This is a genomic window from Lysinibacillus sp. GW823-FHT02G10 (assembly GCF_058797135.1).
The window spans coordinates 1,393,271-1,412,056 of sequence record NZ_JBXAJI010000001.1 but is presented as its reverse complement, the minus strand read 5'-3'; the positions used below and the strand labels follow the sequence as shown (position 1 = coordinate 1,412,056).

The following is an 18,786-nucleotide window of genomic DNA, read 5'->3' as shown; positions in this document are numbered from 1 at the left end:
TAAACACGATGAATACAAACTTTTATATTGAAATTGCAGGAACGCAAAAAATGGATTGGAAAGACAAAGTGGTGAAATGGTTGCAACACGTTGCAAGAGAGTGGTCGAGATTTGAGCCAAATAATGAGTTAAATCAAATTAATCAACTAAAGGTAGGAGAAATAGGTAGAATTTCTCCTGCATTATATGATTGTTTAAAAGCAGCAGACAACTATTATACATTAACTAATAATATATTTTCTCCGTATTTAAAATTACATTTAGAACAACATGGGTATGATCGATCCTTTCCTTTTCAAGAATCAACGTATAAGGCAATACAAATAGAAAAAAAGACAAATAAGCCATTTCTTTTTTTGGATCACAATGAAGTTTTAAAAACGGATAATCAATTAATTGATTTAGGTGGATTTGCCAAAGGATACGTAGTTGAAAAAATAGCTGATTGGCTTAGACAGGTTTCTCCAGAGTTTGGAATTGTAGATGGTGGTGGAGATATGAAAATGTGGTCGTCAGGCAAAAAGACATGGACCATTGGGATTGCTCATCCATTTCATATACACGAAGAGATCAGTTCAATTAGAATTCAAAATGGAGCAATTGCCACATCGAATCGTATATTCAGAAGTTGGAAACAGCAGGGGAAAGAAAAGCATCACTTATTAGATGGAAGAACCGGAGAGGTAATCATTAGCCCAATCCTTCAAACAACGATAATAACAAACTCATTATGTCAAGCAGAAGTGGCAACAAAACTGGCTTTTTTATTTAATGAACAAGAATTACAAGTATGGTTTGACAAACTACAGATGCCTTGTGCTTGCTTAATAGCAAAAGATGATGGAAGTATATATTGGCTGAAAGGAGGAGAAAAATTAGATGTTATTTAGTACTTGGGAATGGATTCGATTATTAGGGCTTTTAAGTTATTTTTACTTCAGTATGTCAATTTTTTTTGGTTTACTAAGGAAATCTCCTACTCTCAAGTCCAATAAAAACTTATACTTTCAATTACATCAAATGAGTGGATGGATGGGATTTATAACTGTTATTGCACATTTACTTTTACTAATGATTGATCAATACGAACCCTATACTATTTCTGAAATCCTATTACCTTTTAGCGCTAACTATCAGGCATTGTTGTCTGGGCTAGGAACCATAGCTTTTTATTTATTTTTAATAGTTCTTTTAACATCAGATATATGGATAAATAAAATGAACTTTTCACTTTGGAAGAAGATGCATTTTCTTGTTTTACCTGCTTGGATATTATCACTTATTCATGGGCTATTCATTGGTACTGACTCTAATCAAATGTTGGTAATTTTATTTTATAGCAGTACGGTAATGGTTATAATTACCGCACTACTTGTAAGATTGATGAGTGATGGATTTAAGAAGAAAGATCAAAAGCAAGGGGTTAGCAAGTAAGCGGTGCATGAATGGATGAAAGGCAGTTTCTCCATGTTAGCTAGACTGCCAAAGTAGCTCAAAAAAAATAAACTAGTTGAATGGCACTACTGATACATGTAATGCCATTCTATGGTTTATCCATCATGTAACGATGAAGAGCCTATTTTTTAGTATAAAGAGGAAATTGAATACAAAATGTTGTACCTTTTTCCAATTCGCTTTGAACTGTGAGTGTTCCTCCGTGATCTTGAACAATAGAATCAGCTATAGCAAGTCCTAGTCCTGTTCCGTTTCTGTTTCTCACAGCATCACTCCGGAAAAATCTATCAAAAATAAAAGGGAGGTCTTCCTTAGAAATCCCAATGCCTGTATCTTCAATGTAGATATATATCATTTTATCAGTTTGTAAAAGCTTTAGATAGATTGATCCTCTTTGTGTGTACTGAGCGGCATTATCTAATAATATATAAATTAATTCAGTTATATTATTTGAATTTCCAATAAATTCAACATTAGGTTGGATTTCTGTTTCGAAAACGATTGATTTCGGTAACGCTCTTTTAAACTTCCTACTAATCGTTAGTAGCAACTCTGTTAAGGAGATTTTTTCTTTAGTTGAATGAATACGATTTTTGTCATGTCGGGCTAAAAATAATAGTTTATCTAATAGCTCTTTCATTAACTCTGCTTCATGCTTTAAATCTTCAATCAATTCTTTACCGAAATCACTCATATTACTAGCTTCATCAGATTCTAAAATATCGAGTGAACTATAAAATACGCTTAGCGGTGTTCTTAACTCATGAGAAGCATCTGAAACAAAGCTTTTCTGTTTTTCAAGTGCATGTTGAATGGGAATCATGGCTTTTCCTGCCATGTAGTAACTTAAGAATCCAATTATTATTGTAAAAATTATAATTAAAACAATAAACAGTAAGATCATTTTTTGAAAAAAATGATATTGTGATGTGGTCGATTTGCCTATAACAATATATCCAAGAAATTCATCGTTCGGCTGAATGGGTTTCGATAAAATTAAAAGATGTTTATCGTTCCACTTTATATTTTTTACAAAACGTTTAGAAGGATCTTCCGTTTGAATGATTTTTTCTAGATCTTTAAATAAACCTTGATAGTTTTCGTCACCGTGGACTAGTATCTGCTCTTTTGTATAAATATAGTAAAAATACATACCATTTGGGTTAAATTCTAATTTCCCTTCATTATCATTTTTGTGCTCAAAAAAGTCATGATATTGTTCTTTATAATAAGTTTCTAGTTCTTCTATTTGTTGATAATCCATTAGTTGAACTAATGAAAAATATAGAATAATAAGAAAAGCAAAGAAAAAGCCTATAAAATAAATGGAGTTAAATAAAGTTAGTTTTTTACGAGTTTTCTTAAACATGCTACCTCACTCTGTATCCTATTCCTCTAATGTTTTCAATAATGGATTTTGGACGATTATGATCGATTTTTTTACGAACTAATTTTACTAACGCATCAAGGTTGTTGTTTGTCATTTCATGATCAAAGCCCCATACTTGTGTGTAAATTTGTTCTCTAGTAAGAATGATGCCTTTGTTGATAAAAAGGTACTCTAACAATAAAAATTCGTTTTTAGTTAATAGTATTTCTTGATTATCTTTAAAAAGTGTTCTGGAATCCAAATATAACTTTAAATCATCAATTTGAATGATTTGATGAATGGATTTATTTTTTCTTCTTAAAATGGCACGTATTCTCGCTAAGAGTTCTTCCATTTTAAATGGTTTAACAACATAATCGTCAGCACCTGCATCTAATCCGCAGATGATGTCATTGCAATCATCCTTTGCTGTTAGTATTAAAATGCCACCTTCATAACCATTTCTTCTAGCTTCTTTGCACACATCAATACCGCTTATTTCTGGCATCATCCAATCTAAAATGACTAGATCGTATGTATGAAACAGTATGTATTCTAATGCATGCTGACCATTATCTACAGCATCCACCTGATGAAATTCTTTTTGAATGATGTGAACAATGTTTTTTCTTAATCGATTATCATCTTCTGCTATCAGTATTTTCAACGAAGCTCCTCCTACCTTTTTTATATTCAATATAACTAATTTATAACAACATTATGAAATCCACCTGAATTTTTTGTGCGACCAATCTTCTACTTATTCTAAGCCAAAAAAGAAATTTAAATTAAATATCGTAATTTTTTCTAGTACCGTTTTTCAGATTTTTTTCATATTGGTTGCTTAGACTAATGTTGAACCTCAATATGGAAGGAGATCTCCTATGCGATATTTAAAAATGTTTGGGATAGTATTGGTAGTTATGTTTTTTTTGTATGATGTAAATCCCATTTATGCTGATGATATTTTTGAAGGAAAAGATGAGTATGATGAGGGTAACGGTAGACAACAACACGAAGAAGGGCGTTATGAGGACCTTGGTGAATTAATTGGTTGGTGTGCATTCATAGGAATTGGTGCAGCGGGTATGATTTTTCCTATTAGAACCTTCTTGAAGTCTGTAATTCGTACTTTCCCACAATCTAAAGGGCTATATTTATACGTAGCAAAGTTAATAGGTAGATATCATACTCTTTTTGGCACAATGGCATTGTTGTTAGGTATTGGTCATGGGATAATCATGTACTTTAATGAGGGTGAATTGGAGAATGAAGGAATTATTGGCTTAATTGCAATTATTCTTTTATCAATTACTGCTATTATAGGAATGAATTTATTCAACTATAGAAAAAATCGAAGCTTGCGAACAATCCATATCTCAATAGCGGCATTAAGTGTTATTACAGGAGGGATTCATATTTTTATCTCTTAATTATGTAAACATGACTCGGCTCATAATTACTAAGCTTAACATTTTTGTTGCATACTGCATTCATTTTCTATATTTGTTGTATAAACAATGCTTAGACAAAGAATCTCTAGTATTTGAGCTTAAAGCAAAAGGATCGCATTAGGGAAGTGTGCTGTGTAATTATATTTAAGTTTATAGTTCTTGTATTGGCTATGGTATATTTCCGTATAAGAATTCTACATCTCAGCATTACTTGCAGATGAATTAAAACTAGCTGTAATGCAGGTGGACAAAACTTAGCCAACATAAGTGCGACTCGACCCCAAATAACAAAAAAAACAGGTACCGCCAAAGAGGGGTACCTAGTTCTTTTATGCAAAGGGACACTTGGGATGGAGTGACCCTAGTAACAATTTCGGAGGTGTAAGGCTAATTTAGCTTTACACTACTATATATATGTTGTGATTGCTATGGTTGAATAGTTAATTGCCTGAGAAATAATCGATGAAATGCAAAAGAGTTTGGGTATTTCATTGATTGTCTAGGATAGAAATGGTAAAGTGAACATAACTTTAGGGACAAGGAGGAGAATTCACATGAAAAAAAGAGCTATTCGTTTTTTAAGCATGGGTATAGGGTTCTCCACAGCTGTTTTTTTCTAAAATCAACGAACAAGGGATAAGTCTGCCCTTTTTTAGAAAAAAAACAATCCTAAAGGAGAAAAGAATATGAAAACAAACATAGTACGTAAAAATCCAATGCAGGTACCTAGCCCTGTTGGGAAGTATAGCCACATCACAATCATTCCGAAAGATGCAACAATGTATGCATTCTCTGGACAAATTGGGGTTGATCAAGATGATCAACTGCCTGCAGATTTAATTGAACAAACCACCAATACATTTAGAAATATTGAAGCGCTTTTAGCAACTGAGGGATTGGATGCATCTCATGTGGTAAAGGTGAATATATGGGCGACAGAGGAGATTGATTGGCATCATTTCTATCAGCAATGGGAAGTAATGTTTGGTCATTCCTATCCCTCTATGACTATTGCTTATGTATCTGCATTAGGGCTACCAGATATAAAAATAGAGATTGAACTTTGGGCTGCTAAATAGCTTAAAAAACGACAATATCCATGTGGTATTGTCGTTTTTGTATACAGACTGAATTAACGTAACATCCTTTTTAATTGTTTCATTTCATAATTTAAATCGTCAATTTGCTTTTGTAGTTTGTCAATATCATTGCTATTACTTTCAATTTCCTTCAACTCATCCTCTAGAGCAAGACCAGCCGCAATGGTCGCTAGAGCGTCTCCAAGTGTTGTAATCGCCCCCGCAATGACAGCCAACTTAGCTGCTTGACTCACGGATTCCAATCCCTCATTATTCCGATTACCTTTATTTTGCTTCATATAATCCTCCCTACAAAAAAGGGTATTATTTGCATTGTATGCTAAGAATAAGAAACAGGTGAAGAATTTATGGGCATCAAATAGGTAACAAGGAAAAGTTGGATTTTATAAGGCGTTTTTTAGAAGTTTATGGTCTTTTCTAACATGATTCTAATGACATTCAGAGAATAAATAAATATTTTAACTCATGTAAAAATGTGTTGTCAATAATAAATTTGTAATTTTATTAAAAAATGTTATAATAGTCTTACGATCATTTTTTTATAAACGTATTTCGAATTCCGATGTCCTATTTTGCAGAAAGAATTTGGATACGTTTTTTTATTTTTAAACAGAAGAAAAATTCGAAATTGTTTTAAAGAAGTTATTTGAAATTTTACTATCTAATAGTAACTTAATTTTTATTCCATAAGGAGGACTAGATGAATGAATCTAATTAATAAGAAAGTTACACACAAGCGTTTTGGCATAGGTAGTATAGTTAATCAAAATGATTCAAGTATTGAAATACATTTTGCATCAGAAAATAAAAGGTTTGTTTTTCCAGATGTATTTGGAAAGCACCTAACAATACATGATAAAAGTGATGCTAAGTTACTTGAGGAAATTATACAAAAAAAAGAAATTGAACGAAAAGAAGAAGAATCGCGGATGGAAGAGGCCAAAGAGCTTCAACGGAAAGAACTCTTGCTTCGCTTGGAACACGAAAAACTTATGAGTAATCATAAACTTCATCCCGCATCACAGATGGTTTTTTGGTGTGATTCAGAGGAACAGAATAGTTCTGTTTCAGAGTGGAATGTTTTTTCAGGTATATTAAAGAGTGGTAATAATAAAGGGAAGCCAAACAAGCCGAGCCGCTTGCACCAAAATAGCGCTGTCCTTTTAACAGCAAGAGATTCCAGCCAGCCTGAAAGTGATAGACGCATCTTAGGTGTCTATATGGTGAATGAAAAATTCGTCGGCAAGCTGTGTGAAGATGGACATATTCCTGCTCATTCAAAATACAGAATTCAACTGACAGAACAGGAATCGGATCAGTTACTTTTCTGGCAATATTATATCAATGAAAAATTCCCCGAAAAAATGACATGGAAAACAGGGAAATATCGTTATTTCGAAAATTTATGGATGGCTCAAATTTTACTTGATATCATTTCGTTGAAAAGTGACCCAAAAGAACTGGAGTTGGCACAACAATTCTTTAAACATTTTTGTAAAATGAATCAGCTAACAGTTCAAGAAATTCCCAAACCTGATGGCGCATTAACCCGTATTTAGTACAGTGAACCAATTATCAAGATGAAGAGCTATACTTGCTTGCAAGAGAAAAATAATGGTAATGAATACAAGTCACTGGATTTTAAAATCCAGTGACTTGTATGTTTATGTCCCAGTAACTTTATTAGCTTTTAATACCTATTCCCCACAAAGTAACCCCAATGATTCACTTATTAGATGTAATAAAAGTAAAAAAACAGCGTTAATAATGGCTTAACGCTGTTTTTAAATTAGTCACTTTGGTGACTAAATAAAATGGGGATGTGTTTCTTGCTGAAGATATGAGCAAAGATGGAAAGCGAGTAGGGTACATTACCAATATATGATGTTTACCACCAAGCTGATAGGTGTTTATCCTTTACGATAAATAATCTTTCGTACTTTGTCGTAGGGGAGGAATTGTCCAATATGTCCCGATTCGCCATAGCCATTCCATAGGGCCAAAGCGGAAAAAGTATAGCCATAGCTTACTAAAGAGCAATTGGCAACCATAAATGCCTAGACAAATCCACAAAGATTCAAGATAGCGAAGTTGTCCAATTAAACCGAAAGTATGGCCAATTAAGAGAATAAGCGCTGTTTGCCCCAGGTAATTAGTCAAGGCCATGCGCCCATATGCTTTTAACGGTGCCAATAGTCGCTGGAACAAAGTGCTTTGTAATAATAGGATGATTGTTCCCATGTAAAAGGCAGAAGCGAATGGGCTAAACTGTAGTCCGATTAATGAAAATTGCTCAATATTTGTAATATGAGCCGCTAGCTGATCCTTGGGCAAATGCTGGATATTAACAAGAGGCTCAGGGACATACTGCCATTGATAAAACCAGCTAGCCATGCTTATAAAGCCCATTACAATCGTCACGAACATGATTTTATTTCGATGTAACGAGATATTTTCAAATAAATGATATTGACCAGCAGCTAGACCAAGCAAAATCAGTGGAAATGGCATTAAAATTTTTAGACCAAAATAGGCAGTGATGACTAATAGGATGAATCCAAGGATGAGATTGATGTCTTTGCGCATTTTATAAAAAGGTAAGGCTACAAAGCCAAAGATAGCATAGACAGTTAAGGCTTCACCTGGTTGGAAATAAAAATGCACTAGCCCCATAAACAGTAAAATCAAAAGCCTACGACTAAATAAGGCATAGGCTTTTTCGTCCCTTGCCTGTGCGCGTGAAATAAAGAGATAGAATCCTATTCCAAATAAAAATGAAAAAATGATAAAAAATTTACCCTCTACAAAAAGTGTCAGAAAGCGGTTATAGGCAATATCGTTTGCCAATTCAGGTGGTTCAATCCACATTAATGAGGGGATATTGACTAAAATAATGCCCAGTAAGGCGAACCCTCTTAAATAATCTAATGTGTCAATTCGTTTATTACTGTTGGTCGGTTGCAACGTATATCTCCTCCTTCAAGACCAATTATAAGGAAGATCTTTTAAAAGTAGTAACGATGAATGTTACGTGAATCTAACAAAATTGTCATCTTATAGAGGCTCTATTGGCTCAGGGTAAATCGCTAATAGCTCATATGCATGCTGACGTATAAGCTGAATTAGTGTGTACGGTTCTTTGACAATCGCATGTTGACCAAGGCGAAAGAAAAGGGAGCTATTAAAGTGGAGCTCATGTTGATCGATAATCGTATCGATATAGCCTGTTCCATCACTATGTCGAACAACCGCTTTTTCAAGATGGGGCTCACTTAAACATTGACGAACGCCCTCGCTTGATAATTCTACATATAACCGAATAGGCTGCGGAGGCTCATAGTCAGTTTCAAGCCATTGCTGCAAATTCATCGTCGTTTTATGGTTTGCTTCACTAATTTTTATCCCTTTAATTCGATCTACACGGAAGAGTAATATTCTTTCATTTGATAGCAGTAGCGCAGGCATATACCATAAGCCATCATGAGCGTACACGCCAATAGGCTGGATATGCTTAGAGGTGATACCAGATTTCGATTCATACTGGATATGCAATTGTGATTGGTTAATGATAGCCTCTAAAACGTCTGTTAAGAGTGGTGTTGTAATGGCTCTTTTAGGGTTCCAAAAGGCAATATAGGATTGCAGCGTATCCACCTTTTTCTTGGCTTCCTTCTGTAAGGATTCATACAGTTTTTGAGAGACAGACTTCATTTCAGTATTAAAGGGTAAATCACGATAATAGTGCAAAGACTGGAATGCAAAGAAAATGGCGACCGCCTCTTCCTCGGTAAATAATATCGGGGGGAGAATGGCATTTGATAGCACCGTATAGCCCCCATGTCTTCCTTGTTCCGCATAAATGGGTAGCCCCATATCACTTAAATCCAAAAGGTAACGATGCACCGTTCGCACGGAAATATGGAAGGTGTCGGCAATTTCCTGCGCTGTAAATTTCTTTTTCACACTGACGAATAGCAAAATATCAATTAATCGTTTAGCTTTGGTCATATTTTTTCACCTTTTTATTTAATCATGCCAATAGTTGTCATGTTTTATATTTAGTATAGAGATTGTACAAGAGATTTTCAAAAGAAGAGGAGCTGACGTAATGTCACGAGAAATACTGGTATTTATTGCAGGGAGTTTAGATGGATTTATTGCTAAGGAAAATGATGATCTACAGTGGCTAGAGGAAACAGAGGGAGAGGGTGATAATGGCTATACTGATATGTATCAGACTATTGATACCGTCATTATGGGAAAACGAACATATGATTATATCCTAGAACATCTTAAACCGTTCCCTTATCCTGATAAAAAATGCTATGTGTTCTCAACAACTCAAACTGGGGAAAATGAGCATGTGACGTTTATCCAGGAGGATGTCATCACATTTACTCAACGTTTAAAAGAGCAAGAAGGCACAAAGATTTGGATGGTAGGGGGAGGTAACCTTCTAGATGCTTTTTTACAGGAGCGGCTAATTGACGAATGGATTATTACGATTACACCCCATTTACTGGGCTCAGGGATACCCTTGTTTAAATCTCCCCGTCCATTCGAAAACTTAAGGCTATTGGAAACAAAACGATATGGTCAAATGGTACAACTGCATTATGAGGTAAGGAAAGAGGCTTAAATCAAGCCTCTTCTTTATTGGATAAAGGAACGATAGATTTCTCCTAAGAGACCTTGCATTTGATGGACGCCTGTATCGGTGTTAGTCATGGCAACAAAGCCTTTGTCTAGGTGGGGGTAGGCCACTAGCATACATTGATAGCCAACGCCCCAGCCAAGCGAGGATATTTCAAGCTGCTCACCAGCACCATCAAGAAATACACCAAGGCCCATCCATTCTTTACAGCCCTGAGGACGAATTAGCTCATGGATTGAAGCTAAACCAAGTGTACCCTTTCCCTTTAAGGCCTGCATTACCTCTTGTAATAATTTTGCTAGATCTGACGGTGTTGTCCATAATCCACAAGCTGCATCATACGGGTAAATAGGGTATCTTTGTGCTGTTAGGGTGCCATCTTTCTGATGACCACTTGCTGTATTGGCAGTTGGGACCGCGGAAGAAAAAAAGCTATTTGTCATGGCTAGTGGTCGGAAAATCACGTCTGTCATAAGTGTTGAAAAACTTGAGCCTATTGTATCCTCAATCAGCAATTGAACAATGCAAAAGCCAGCATCTGAATAGTGAAATTCTTGCCCGGCCTCAAAAGTACTATCGATTGGTATGGAACAATAAGGAGTTGTACCTTTTAATAAGTCAACCATCGAAGGCCTCTGCCATCGTGAATGTAAGGGAGAGAAGCTGCCTTTAGGGTCAATAATTCCGGCCTGATGACTTAACAAATGTCGTAATGTTACTTTTTCTCCCTGAGTGTAGCTATGATCTGGCATCTTCCAAGATGTGAGCTTTTGATTAATATCCTCATCTAAATCTACGATACCTTGCTCGACCAGCTTCATCACTAAAATGCTTGTAACTAATTTACTAATTGAACAGGCATTGAAGATGGTTTCGGTATTGATTCTGTTAGTTTTCCCGACCTCTAATAGACCAAAGCATTCTGCCTTCTGAAGCTCACCATCCTTTATATAGGCAATGCTGAGGCCAGCTATTTGTTGTTGCGACATTTGCTCATGTATTGTCATGAATAAAGATCTCCTAGTTTTTCCTTTATTATACCATAATTAGGAACGAATGTTCTTGGAAAACTATCGTTATGTCAGCTGAAATCTATTGTATAATAAAGGAATTATTTCTACAAAGGTACATATAATGGAGGGGTTTTGTGACAAAAGCGTTTCCACAAAAAATACATATCATTGGGTCCGTTGGCAGTGGGAAAACAACATTGGCGAGGAAGTTATCTAAAACCTTGCAGATTCCTTATTATGAGCTTGATAATGTGGCATGGATGCGAAAGGAATCAGGGGATATTCTAAGAACAGATGAAGAAAAAAAGGAGCACTTACAAACCATTCTCCAAACAACAGTTGGATTATAGAGGGGATCCATCAGGAGGAGTGGGTTGTTGATAGCTTCCAGCAAGCTGATTGCATTATCTTTCTCGATACGCCTTATAAAATTCGAGTCTTTCGTATAATAAAAAGATTTATAAAACAAAAAATGGGCTTCGAAAAAGCTCACTATCAACCTACTTTTTCGATCTTTTTTAAAATGTTTCGTTGGAATAAACGCTTTGAAAGGGTAGGAAAGCCTAAATTCTTTAAACAGCAACATGCTGTATTGGCTAAACTTTTAATGATTCAGCGCAAAAAGGATTTAGATTCCTATTTTCGACAATTCTAAAGCGTATCCCGATGTCAGGATACGCTTGTTCTTAGGCATTTTTCTTTGTACGTGTAGTCCGTTTTCTTGTAGCGGGCTTTTTTGTTTTTTCTAAAGAGGCCTGTAGAGCTGTCATTAAATCCGTGACATTTTCAGGAATTGGACGTTGTTTATCGCTTGTAGATATCGTATTTGTAGCTTTCTTTTCTTCAATTAGTTCTAATAAAGCATTGCGGTAATCATCTGTATATTTTTCAGGGTTGAATGTAGTTGTTAGTTGTTCCACTAACATGAGGGCTGTATCAAGCTCCTTTTGTACTACATCCTGTTCACTTGGAATATTAGGGACATCGCCAATGCTTCTTACCTCATCTGGATAGTGAATTGTTTCCATCACAAGGGCATTTTGATAAACACGCACAATGGCAAGCTGCTCTTTAGAGCGGATAACGATTTTGGCAATGCCAATTTTCCCTGATTGTTCTAATGTTTTTCGTAACAATGAATAGGCTTTGGCTCCCGTCGAATCGGGTGATAAAAAATAGGTGCGTTCAAAATAGATTGGATCGATTTCAGTTAATTGCACAAAATCAATAATTTCCACAGCCTTATCTTCATTTTCCTTACGCAAGTTTTCTAAATCCTCTTGATCCAACACAACAAATTTATTTTTGGCATATTCATAAGCCTTCACGATATCCTCATCTGTTACCTCTTGGTTACAGCCCTCACAAACCTTTTTATAGCTAATCGGCGTATGGCAGTCTTTGTGAAGCTGACGCAATTTGACATCTTTATTTTCAGTTGCAGCATGTAGTTTCACAGGAATATTAACAAGTCCAAAGGAAATACTGCCTTTCCACACTGTATGCATTGTTGTCACCTCGTTTTTCTTACTATGATGTATTTTGAGGTTTTTTATGTATCTTAAAATGAAATCTTCAAACACTGAATATAAAAAGCAAAGTAGGTATAGCGGAATGAAACCAATGCTTTTATCCGAAACAAACGATATTCCTAGTGGAGATGAATGGCTATTTGAAACGAAATATGATGGTTTTCGCTGCTTATTAGTTTGGGATGAGGAGCCGAAGCTCATTAGCAGAAATGGACGACAGTTAAATCACTTGTTTCCCGAAATTTTAGCTTTTTGTCAGCAAATATATACATCCATCCAAACCTTTTTACCCCTAACCTTGGATGGGGAGTTAGTTTATTTACGCAATCATTTTAAAAGTGATTTTGCCGTTGTTCAGAAGAGGGGGAGAATGCAAAATCAAGACGTGATTCAGGAACATGCTCATTCATGTCCTTTTCACTATCTAGCATTTGATGTTTTAACCCTTAAAGGAGAATCTCTCCAAAACCACTATTTAAAAACGCGTAAGGAGCAATTGGGCAAGCTTGCGACGAAGTTCAAATGGCCAAGCGTAAACTATGAGAATCCAACGCCTATCCAAGTCATACATGGTAGTGAGGAGCATGAGAGCTTATGGCAGTCCATCAAACTTTACAATGGGGAAGGCATTGTTGCTAAGAAGAAAACAAGTAAATGGCTTGAAAACATACGATCAAATCACTGGTTAAAGATAAAAAATTGGCGTTATGTCACTGTCATTGTCACACAATATGACCATAGCAATAGTTATTTTCATGGTGCAGTTTTTGAGGACAATCAATTACGAGAAGTTGTTACGTTTAAGCATGGGATGACAGAGGAAGAGCATCAAACACTTGTCAAATTCTTTCAGACTAATGGACTGCGTAAAAAGGAGCTATGGGAACTTGAGCCTTCGATTTGTGTTGATATTGCCTGTATTGATTTTGATGGTAGTAAGCTTAGGGAACCTAGATTTCATGCCTTTCGATTAGAGATATCACCTGAGGAATGTCATTGGCTGCACATGCAACGTCAACTGTATCCTATCCCTGATTCAGTTGCTATCACACATCCAGACAAGCCTGTATGGTCGAATATGGGTATTACAAAGGATCAATACTTGTTCTATTTGCAAAATATTTCGCCCTATGTAATGCCTTTTCTAAAGGATCGTCCTCTAACGCTAATACGCTATCCACATGGTGTTCCAGGCGAAAGTTTTTATCAAAAAAGTAAACCAGAAAAAATGCCTAATTTTGTGGCAACAGCTGTGATGGATGATATTGATTATATCGTGTGTAATAACTTGGAAACGTTATTGTGGCTTGGAAATCAGCTTGCATTAGAGTTCCACATTCCATTTCAAACACATCATTCTTCGTACCCGACAGAAATCGTTTTCGACTTAGATCCTCCCTCAATACAAGATTTTTCATTAGCCGTTTCAGGAGCACTTGATTTAAAGAACATTATTGATTATTTTCAGCTCCAATCCTTTGTCAAAACATCAGGTGGAAAAGGTTTACAGCTGTATATTCCTTTACCCGCAAATACATTTACTTATGAAGAGGTACGTATATTTACAGAGTTTGTTTGTCGCTTTTTATGTGAGCAAAAGCCAAATTTATATACAATTGAGCGTTTAAAAAAGAATCGTCATGAAAAATTATATTTAGATTATGTACAGCATGCAGAGGGCAAGACTATCATTGCCCCGTATTCCACTCGGGGCAATGAAATGGGTTTAGTAGCAACACCGCTTCTATGGGAGGAGGTCAATGAAAACCTAACGCCAACACTTTTTACGATTCCCTTTGTCATGGAGCGCATGAAAAAAATGAGTAATCCCTTTCAATTATTTCGTGAAGTAGGGGAGCAACAAAATTTTCAAGCAGTTCTAGATCAATTAAAGGCATGAGGACACTTATGGAGATAGGGAAAGCTTGGACAGGGCATAAGCGCAGTGCGATGTAAAGCGAGCGGTTCACCTGAAAAAAGAGCGCCTTCCGATGTAAAAGGACAGGTTTTACAAAAAGCTTGCATTGACCAGTACTATAAGCGCTTCTAAAAAAGAGGTGTCCCCAATGTCATTGGGAACACCTCTTATTGCCGTTAAAGTGGAATCTGCGCATTTGCTTTTTCGAGATAATCCAGTATGCCCATTGCGGACACAATGGTATCGAATGGGATGGTTTGATAAACAGGATGATCGGACGGAATGCCGTTTTCCTGTAGATAGTTAAATAAAAGTTCCTTTAAGCGAGCATCTAAGTAGTGAACTTGTTCTTGGAACTGGCTGGATGCTGCTTGCGCTTTTCTACCTTCTTCTAAAAAGAGTGGTGTCCAATAGCGCACCTGACGATAGGCTTCAGCTGGATTTTTATAAGCCCCATAGTGACCGAAGTACAATTCACTTGCTTGTAGCTTTTCGTACAATTTTAAGGATTGTTCCATTGTTTCAGGGTTGTATTGATTTGGAGAGGTGGACGGAATGATTAAATCAATTGCTTCCTCATCCATTTCGGGATAGCGAACACCTGTTGTATCTCCTACAAACAAGCCATTTGTTGCGGAATAAAGCATTGAAACATGATGCTTAGCATGCCCCTCAGTATGATAAAACGTTAAATGATGTTGACCTAATTGTAATAGCTGTTCGTGTTGGACTTCAATAATTCTTGTAGCGTCAATGGGCACAATTGGATCAAAAAGGCGGTCAAATTCAGCGCCATAAACCCCTTTAGCACTGCGGATAAGACGACTTGGATCAATCATGTGGGCTGCGCCTCGTGGATGAACCACTAATTTAGCATTGGGACAGCTTTGCAAAAATAACCCTGCTCCGCCTGCATGGTCTAAATGAATATGTGTCACGATGACATAGTCTATATCCTCTACTGCAATATTTAATTTCTGTAACCCTTCCATAATATAAGGTACGGATGGACTGGCCGAAGTTTCGATGAGAGCAATCTTTTCATCGATTAATAGATAGGAGCTTGTTCGCTGCTCTCGACCTAAATCATGTGTATCGATACAGTAGAAATTTGGTGCGATTTGTTGGACGCTAGTCAATTCAATTTCCCCCTTTTTTTTCAAAAATAAGCTAATTCTGCTTATAAATGCAATATTTAGCTACAAAAAGTAGTTGTTATACTATATAATAATAGAAAATTAAACTGAATGTCTATTCATTTTTTTAGGGGGATAGTAATGGAGCATAAAATTCGTTATGATACACGAAAAGTTCATCGTGTAAATTTGGCTATTATCTCAATTTTGGCCATTCTAATATGTGGACCTATGATTCTATCAAAGGGCATCCATTTTTTATTTATTGGGTTAGCTGTCATTGCTTTGGCGGTATGCAATTATTTTTTACCTATAAAGACGTATGTCAAAGGCTTTATTTTTGGTCTCATTCCATCAAGTGTTGTGTTTACCTTATTTTTGCTTGATAGCTTCTCATTAAATAAACATTATATTTTACTGTGCACAGTGGCCATTATTGCCCTGTATTTTAAAAAAGAATTGATTGTTTTTTTTGGAATTCTAACCAATCTTAGTTTTTTCATTTTATATATGGTCAACTCATCATCATTGTTAGGACCATTTGATGACACCATTGTCTTTGTGACACTTCTGGCAATTATGAATGGGGTCATTATTGCTTTTTATTTGCTGGCAAAATGGGGAAATGAATTGATTCAACATGCAGAAATCCAGCAAAATGAAGTGCAAGCATCCTTCAATCAACTACAAAATACATTTCAGGAAATCGAAAAGAGTAGTCAGGCATTGGACAAACATGTCACGCAATTCCAACAAACAATGCAAAGGATTTCTGGCTCTAGTAAGCAAATTTTAGTAGCGACAGAGGATATTTCTGCAAGTATTCAGCAGGAGGCATCTAGTTTACAAATGATTCATGGCACAATGGGTGACTCGGTTCATTTTGTCAATAAAACATTGACGATTTCGAAGGATACGGTCGCTAAATCTACTGATCTACAACAAGAAGTATTAGCAGGGTGGGATAAAATGCAGGATGCAATGACTCAAATGAGCGTCATGAGTCATGCCATGGGCTCAACTGCAGAAACTGTCAACGAGCTGCAACACAGCCTGCAAACAGTGGATAGTCTATTAAAGGGGATTACCCATATTGCAGAACAGACTAATTTATTGGCCTTAAATGCGGCGATAGAAGCAGCTAGAGCGGGAGAACATGGAAAAGGATTTGCTATTGTAGCAGATGAAGTGCGTAAGCTAGCAGAGGAAAGCGCTGCAATTACTGTCAGCATTACCAATGTGACAAAAACCTTGTTTGAAAAATCAACAGAGGCTCATCAACGCTCTGATGACGGTGAAAAGGCACTCCAGCATGGAGAACAGCTTTTACAGGATGTCAGTCATTTCTTTAATAGTTTAAAGGATTCTTTTACGGAAACGAATACAGATTTAACAAGAGGGATGCATGAATTAAGCAGTGCCATCTCCCAATTCGAGGTAATTCAAAAGCAAATTGAAAAACTGAATCACATGACCGAGCAAAATGCGGCTTCTACTGGTGCTATTCTACATTCAGTGGAGGACGAAAATCAGCTTCTAGTAAGCATGACGGATACAACGAACCACATTCAGGCTTTAAGCAACACGTTAAAGGCATTAGTGATGGCAAAGGTATAATAGAACCATTGATATTGAAATAAATGGTAGGGTAAAATAAGAGTAGGATTAACCTTCCTAGATGGAGGGTATAGAGATAGTATTCATCTACATTGTTTTATCCATATCTGGTTGTGGTGATTGTTTTTGAGTTTGTATGAGCCTCAGCACAATAACTTAAATATGCATTTGTAGTGTGTTTGTCATGGTGATTGTCACCATTTAAATAATAGCTGTAGATACATTCAGACCATAAATCTGTTGTATGACTTGAAAAGGAGGAGGGATTCCATGAACATTCGTAGTGTACAGAGTTCAGATTACTATACTTTATCTCCATTGATTAATGAGTGGTGGGGTGGTAGGAATATGTCAGACAAGCTGCCTAAATTATTTTTTGATCACTTTACAAATACAAGCCTTATTATGGAGAAGGATGGCGAAATTATTGGCTTCCTCATTGGCTTTTTATCGCAGTCCAAAACAAATGAAGCGTTCATCCATTTTGTTGGGGTCCATCCTGATTACAGAAAACAGAATATTGCAAAAAGATTATATGATGTATTCTTTCATGTGGTGAAGCAATACCATCGAAATATTGTGAAATGTGTCACGTCGCCTATTAATGAAGTATCCATCGCCTTCCATACGAATCTGGGTTTTAGAATGGAAAAAGGTGACAAAGTGATAGAAAATATGTCCATTCATAGTAATTATGGTGGTGAAAATCAAGATCGTGTGTTGTTTTATAAAATTCTACCGTAATTTACTTTCGATAGTTGGCATATAGTCCCGAATAAGGGGGCTATACATGTTTATTAAAAGGTTATTTACGTTATGGTTTCTACTTTTAAGCATTGTTTGTGGTGCATTTTTCTTTTTGGCAAATGCACCTATTCAATATGCTGAAAAAACCAATGTTTCTATGTCACAGCCTAGTAATGATGAATTATTGCGTTATATTCAGCAATATCAATTTTTAATTAGTGAGATTTCCTATACATTGCGTAAAGAATCCTATAGCTTTCTATTAGATTATGGAATTTTACCTAATGGAAAAATAGAGCTCCTTGTGTCATTACCCGACAAGGTCGATCACAAGACAAAGCAACATATAGAAGAAACAATGCTGGACGTTATCAAAGCTAATGAATTAAACCCCATCTCTTTTCAAATAACGTTAAAGCAACTCTATGAGCCAGTAGAAGCGATCTCAACTCGGCTAAGTTATAATGATGTCATGGCCAATCTATTTGAGGTGATGTTTGCAGAAAATTTTGGCACTTTCAGCATTGACCATAGTATGACGTCTGAGGAAATTCAAGTAAGAATTAATTTAACTCAAGAGAAAAATCACAAGGCTAAAAAGAAGGCTCAACAGTTAGCAGAAGATACGATAAAGCAGCATCAATTTGATGTAGAAACCTTTTCTATTGATGTTCAAAATACGATGAAAACTTTAGATTAAAAAATAATTCAGATTAGATGAAGAGGGGAATACATACTCTACATGTGACAAACTCTGTATCTTTTTCCTTTATAGGTGTGTGTCAAGGTAT

General features: G+C 36.0%; 18 protein-coding genes and 1 pseudogene. 11 read left to right on the top strand and 8 right to left on the bottom strand.

Annotated features, from left to right (window positions below):
• Window positions 1-8 precede the first annotated feature (8 nt).
• Together AC1RFD_RS07345 and AC1RFD_RS07340 are read left to right on the top strand one after the other, a co-directional pair.
• Window positions 9-890 carry an FAD:protein FMN transferase gene (locus AC1RFD_RS07345; protein WP_492474877.1) on the top strand — a complete coding sequence of 294 codons (882 nt, stop codon included), beginning with the start codon at window positions 9-11 and terminating at the stop codon, window positions 888-890.
• Window positions 880-1,434, top strand: a complete 555-nt coding sequence (locus AC1RFD_RS07340) for a ferric reductase-like transmembrane domain-containing protein (RefSeq protein ID WP_492474711.1) — start codon at window positions 880-882, stop codon at window positions 1,432-1,434. Before AC1RFD_RS07345 ends, AC1RFD_RS07340 begins: the two co-directional genes overlap by 11 nt.
• Window positions 1,435-1,576: 142 nt before the next feature.
• Here the strand turns inward: AC1RFD_RS07340 and AC1RFD_RS07335 are convergent, their stop codons facing one another.
• Together AC1RFD_RS07335 and AC1RFD_RS07330 are read right to left on the bottom strand one after the other, a co-directional pair.
• On the bottom strand, window positions 1,577-2,719 hold the full coding sequence (locus tag AC1RFD_RS07335; RefSeq protein ID WP_319839250.1) for a sensor histidine kinase: 1,143 nt from the start codon (window positions 2,717-2,719) through the stop codon (window positions 1,577-1,579).
• Between the two features lie 106 nt (window positions 2,720-2,825).
• Entirely contained in the window at window positions 2,826-3,491 is a 666-nt protein-coding gene (locus AC1RFD_RS07330) for a response regulator transcription factor (RefSeq protein WP_036076407.1), read from the bottom strand.
• A 217-nt stretch (window positions 3,492-3,708) separates the two neighbouring features.
• Between AC1RFD_RS07330 and AC1RFD_RS07325 the strand changes: the two genes are divergently transcribed.
• The gene (locus AC1RFD_RS07325) at window positions 3,709-4,257 is read left to right on the top strand and encodes a hypothetical protein (RefSeq protein ID WP_492474710.1); all 549 of its coding nucleotides are present in this window, start codon (window positions 3,709-3,711) and stop codon (window positions 4,255-4,257) included.
• A gap of 707 nt (window positions 4,258-4,964) precedes the next feature.
• Window positions 4,965-5,357 (top strand): RidA family protein, encoded by a 393-nt coding sequence (locus AC1RFD_RS07320; RefSeq protein ID WP_036076405.1) that lies wholly within the window; start codon window positions 4,965-4,967, stop codon window positions 5,355-5,357.
• Between the two features lie 53 nt (window positions 5,358-5,410).
• On the opposite strand, the gene AC1RFD_RS07315 is transcribed toward AC1RFD_RS07320, so the two are convergent.
• Entirely contained in the window at window positions 5,411-5,656 is a 246-nt protein-coding gene (locus tag AC1RFD_RS07315) for a hypothetical protein (protein ID WP_115673264.1), read from the bottom strand.
• A 426-nt stretch (window positions 5,657-6,082) separates the two neighbouring features.
• On the opposite strand from AC1RFD_RS07315, the gene AC1RFD_RS07310 reads away from it, so the two are divergent.
• Entirely contained in the window at window positions 6,083-6,937 is an 855-nt protein-coding gene (locus tag AC1RFD_RS07310) for a hypothetical protein (RefSeq protein ID WP_054550286.1), read from the top strand.
• A gap of 358 nt (window positions 6,938-7,295) precedes the next feature.
• Here AC1RFD_RS07310 and AC1RFD_RS07305 read toward each other — a convergent pair whose 3' ends face one another.
• Together AC1RFD_RS07305 and AC1RFD_RS07300 are read right to left on the bottom strand one after the other, a co-directional pair.
• Window positions 7,296-8,342: a DUF418 domain-containing protein gene (locus AC1RFD_RS07305; protein WP_492474708.1), complete on the bottom strand. Its 1,047-nt coding sequence runs from the start codon at window positions 8,340-8,342 to the stop codon at window positions 7,296-7,298.
• 90 nt (window positions 8,343-8,432) lie between these two features.
• The gene (locus tag AC1RFD_RS07300; protein ID WP_492474707.1) at window positions 8,433-9,386 is read right to left on the bottom strand and encodes a helix-turn-helix transcriptional regulator; all 954 of its coding nucleotides are present in this window, start codon (window positions 9,384-9,386) and stop codon (window positions 8,433-8,435) included.
• A 100-nt stretch (window positions 9,387-9,486) separates the two neighbouring features.
• On the opposite strand from AC1RFD_RS07300, the gene AC1RFD_RS07295 reads away from it, so the two are divergent.
• On the top strand, window positions 9,487-10,017 hold the full coding sequence (locus tag AC1RFD_RS07295) for a dihydrofolate reductase family protein (protein ID WP_288584996.1): 531 nt from the start codon (window positions 9,487-9,489) through the stop codon (window positions 10,015-10,017).
• A 14-nt stretch (window positions 10,018-10,031) separates the two neighbouring features.
• Here the strand turns inward: AC1RFD_RS07295 and AC1RFD_RS07290 are convergent, their stop codons facing one another.
• Window positions 10,032-11,039 (bottom strand): serine hydrolase domain-containing protein, encoded by a 1,008-nt coding sequence (locus tag AC1RFD_RS07290; protein ID WP_492474705.1) that lies wholly within the window; start codon window positions 11,037-11,039, stop codon window positions 10,032-10,034.
• 140 nt (window positions 11,040-11,179) lie between these two features.
• On the opposite strand from AC1RFD_RS07290, the pseudogene AC1RFD_RS07285 reads away from it, so the two are divergent.
• Window positions 11,180-11,700: pseudogene (locus AC1RFD_RS07285) on the top strand (AAA family ATPase).
• 31 nt (window positions 11,701-11,731) lie between these two features.
• Here AC1RFD_RS07285 and ku read toward each other — a convergent pair.
• A complete protein-coding gene (ku, locus tag AC1RFD_RS07280) occupies window positions 11,732-12,553 on the bottom strand; it encodes a non-homologous end joining protein Ku (protein ID WP_004225181.1) in 822 nt (273 codons plus the stop codon).
• Window positions 12,554-12,659: 106 nt separating this feature from the next.
• Here ku and AC1RFD_RS07275 point away from each other — a divergent pair, with 106 nt between their 5' ends.
• Window positions 12,660-14,477: a DNA ligase D gene (locus AC1RFD_RS07275; RefSeq protein ID WP_492474703.1), complete on the top strand. Its 1,818-nt coding sequence runs from the start codon at window positions 12,660-12,662 to the stop codon at window positions 14,475-14,477.
• A gap of 194 nt (window positions 14,478-14,671) precedes the next feature.
• Here AC1RFD_RS07275 and AC1RFD_RS07270 read toward each other — a convergent pair whose 3' ends face one another.
• The gene (locus tag AC1RFD_RS07270; protein WP_048392607.1) at window positions 14,672-15,634 is read right to left on the bottom strand and encodes an MBL fold metallo-hydrolase; all 963 of its coding nucleotides are present in this window, start codon (window positions 15,632-15,634) and stop codon (window positions 14,672-14,674) included.
• A 138-nt stretch (window positions 15,635-15,772) separates the two neighbouring features.
• Between AC1RFD_RS07270 and AC1RFD_RS07265 the strand changes: the two genes are divergently transcribed.
• From AC1RFD_RS07265 to AC1RFD_RS07255, 3 genes are all read left to right on the top strand, one after another.
• Window positions 15,773-17,248, top strand: coding sequence for a methyl-accepting chemotaxis protein (locus AC1RFD_RS07265; protein WP_281216346.1), 1,476 nt, complete (start codon window positions 15,773-15,775; stop codon window positions 17,246-17,248).
• 270 nt (window positions 17,249-17,518) lie between these two features.
• The gene (locus AC1RFD_RS07260) at window positions 17,519-17,992 is read left to right on the top strand and encodes a GNAT family N-acetyltransferase (RefSeq protein ID WP_112118527.1); all 474 of its coding nucleotides are present in this window, start codon (window positions 17,519-17,521) and stop codon (window positions 17,990-17,992) included.
• 46 nt (window positions 17,993-18,038) lie between these two features.
• The gene (locus AC1RFD_RS07255) at window positions 18,039-18,695 is read left to right on the top strand and encodes a hypothetical protein (RefSeq protein WP_492474701.1); all 657 of its coding nucleotides are present in this window, start codon (window positions 18,039-18,041) and stop codon (window positions 18,693-18,695) included.
• The last annotated feature ends 91 nt before the right edge of the window (window positions 18,696-18,786 follow it).

Coding starts and splice junctions, on each gene's coding strand:
- AC1RFD_RS07315 (WP_115673264.1), bottom strand. CDS start 5,656: ATGAAGCAAAATAAAGGTAATCGGAATAATGAGGGATTGGAATCCGTG.
- AC1RFD_RS07255 (WP_492474701.1), top strand. CDS start 18,039: ATGTTTATTAAAAGGTTATTTACGTTATGGTTTCTACTTTTAAGCATT.
- AC1RFD_RS07335 (WP_319839250.1), bottom strand. CDS start 2,719: ATGGATTATCAACAAATAGAAGAACTAGAAACTTATTATAAAGAACAA.
- AC1RFD_RS07345 (WP_492474877.1), top strand. CDS start 9: ATGAATACAAACTTTTATATTGAAATTGCAGGAACGCAAAAAATGGAT.
- AC1RFD_RS07325 (WP_492474710.1), top strand. CDS start 3,709: ATGCGATATTTAAAAATGTTTGGGATAGTATTGGTAGTTATGTTTTTT.
- AC1RFD_RS07265 (WP_281216346.1), top strand. CDS start 15,773: ATGGAGCATAAAATTCGTTATGATACACGAAAAGTTCATCGTGTAAAT.
- AC1RFD_RS07275 (WP_492474703.1), top strand. CDS start 12,660: ATGAAACCAATGCTTTTATCCGAAACAAACGATATTCCTAGTGGAGAT.
- AC1RFD_RS07260 (WP_112118527.1), top strand. CDS start 17,519: ATGAACATTCGTAGTGTACAGAGTTCAGATTACTATACTTTATCTCCA.
- AC1RFD_RS07310 (WP_054550286.1), top strand. CDS start 6,083: ATGAATCTAATTAATAAGAAAGTTACACACAAGCGTTTTGGCATAGGT.
- ku (WP_004225181.1), bottom strand. CDS start 12,553: ATGCATACAGTGTGGAAAGGCAGTATTTCCTTTGGACTTGTTAATATT.
- AC1RFD_RS07320 (WP_036076405.1), top strand. CDS start 4,965: ATGAAAACAAACATAGTACGTAAAAATCCAATGCAGGTACCTAGCCCT.
- AC1RFD_RS07300 (WP_492474707.1), bottom strand. CDS start 9,386: ATGACCAAAGCTAAACGATTAATTGATATTTTGCTATTCGTCAGTGTG.
- AC1RFD_RS07295 (WP_288584996.1), top strand. CDS start 9,487: ATGTCACGAGAAATACTGGTATTTATTGCAGGGAGTTTAGATGGATTT.
- AC1RFD_RS07340 (WP_492474711.1), top strand. CDS start 880: ATGTTATTTAGTACTTGGGAATGGATTCGATTATTAGGGCTTTTAAGT.
- AC1RFD_RS07290 (WP_492474705.1), bottom strand. CDS start 11,039: ATGACAATACATGAGCAAATGTCGCAACAACAAATAGCTGGCCTCAGC.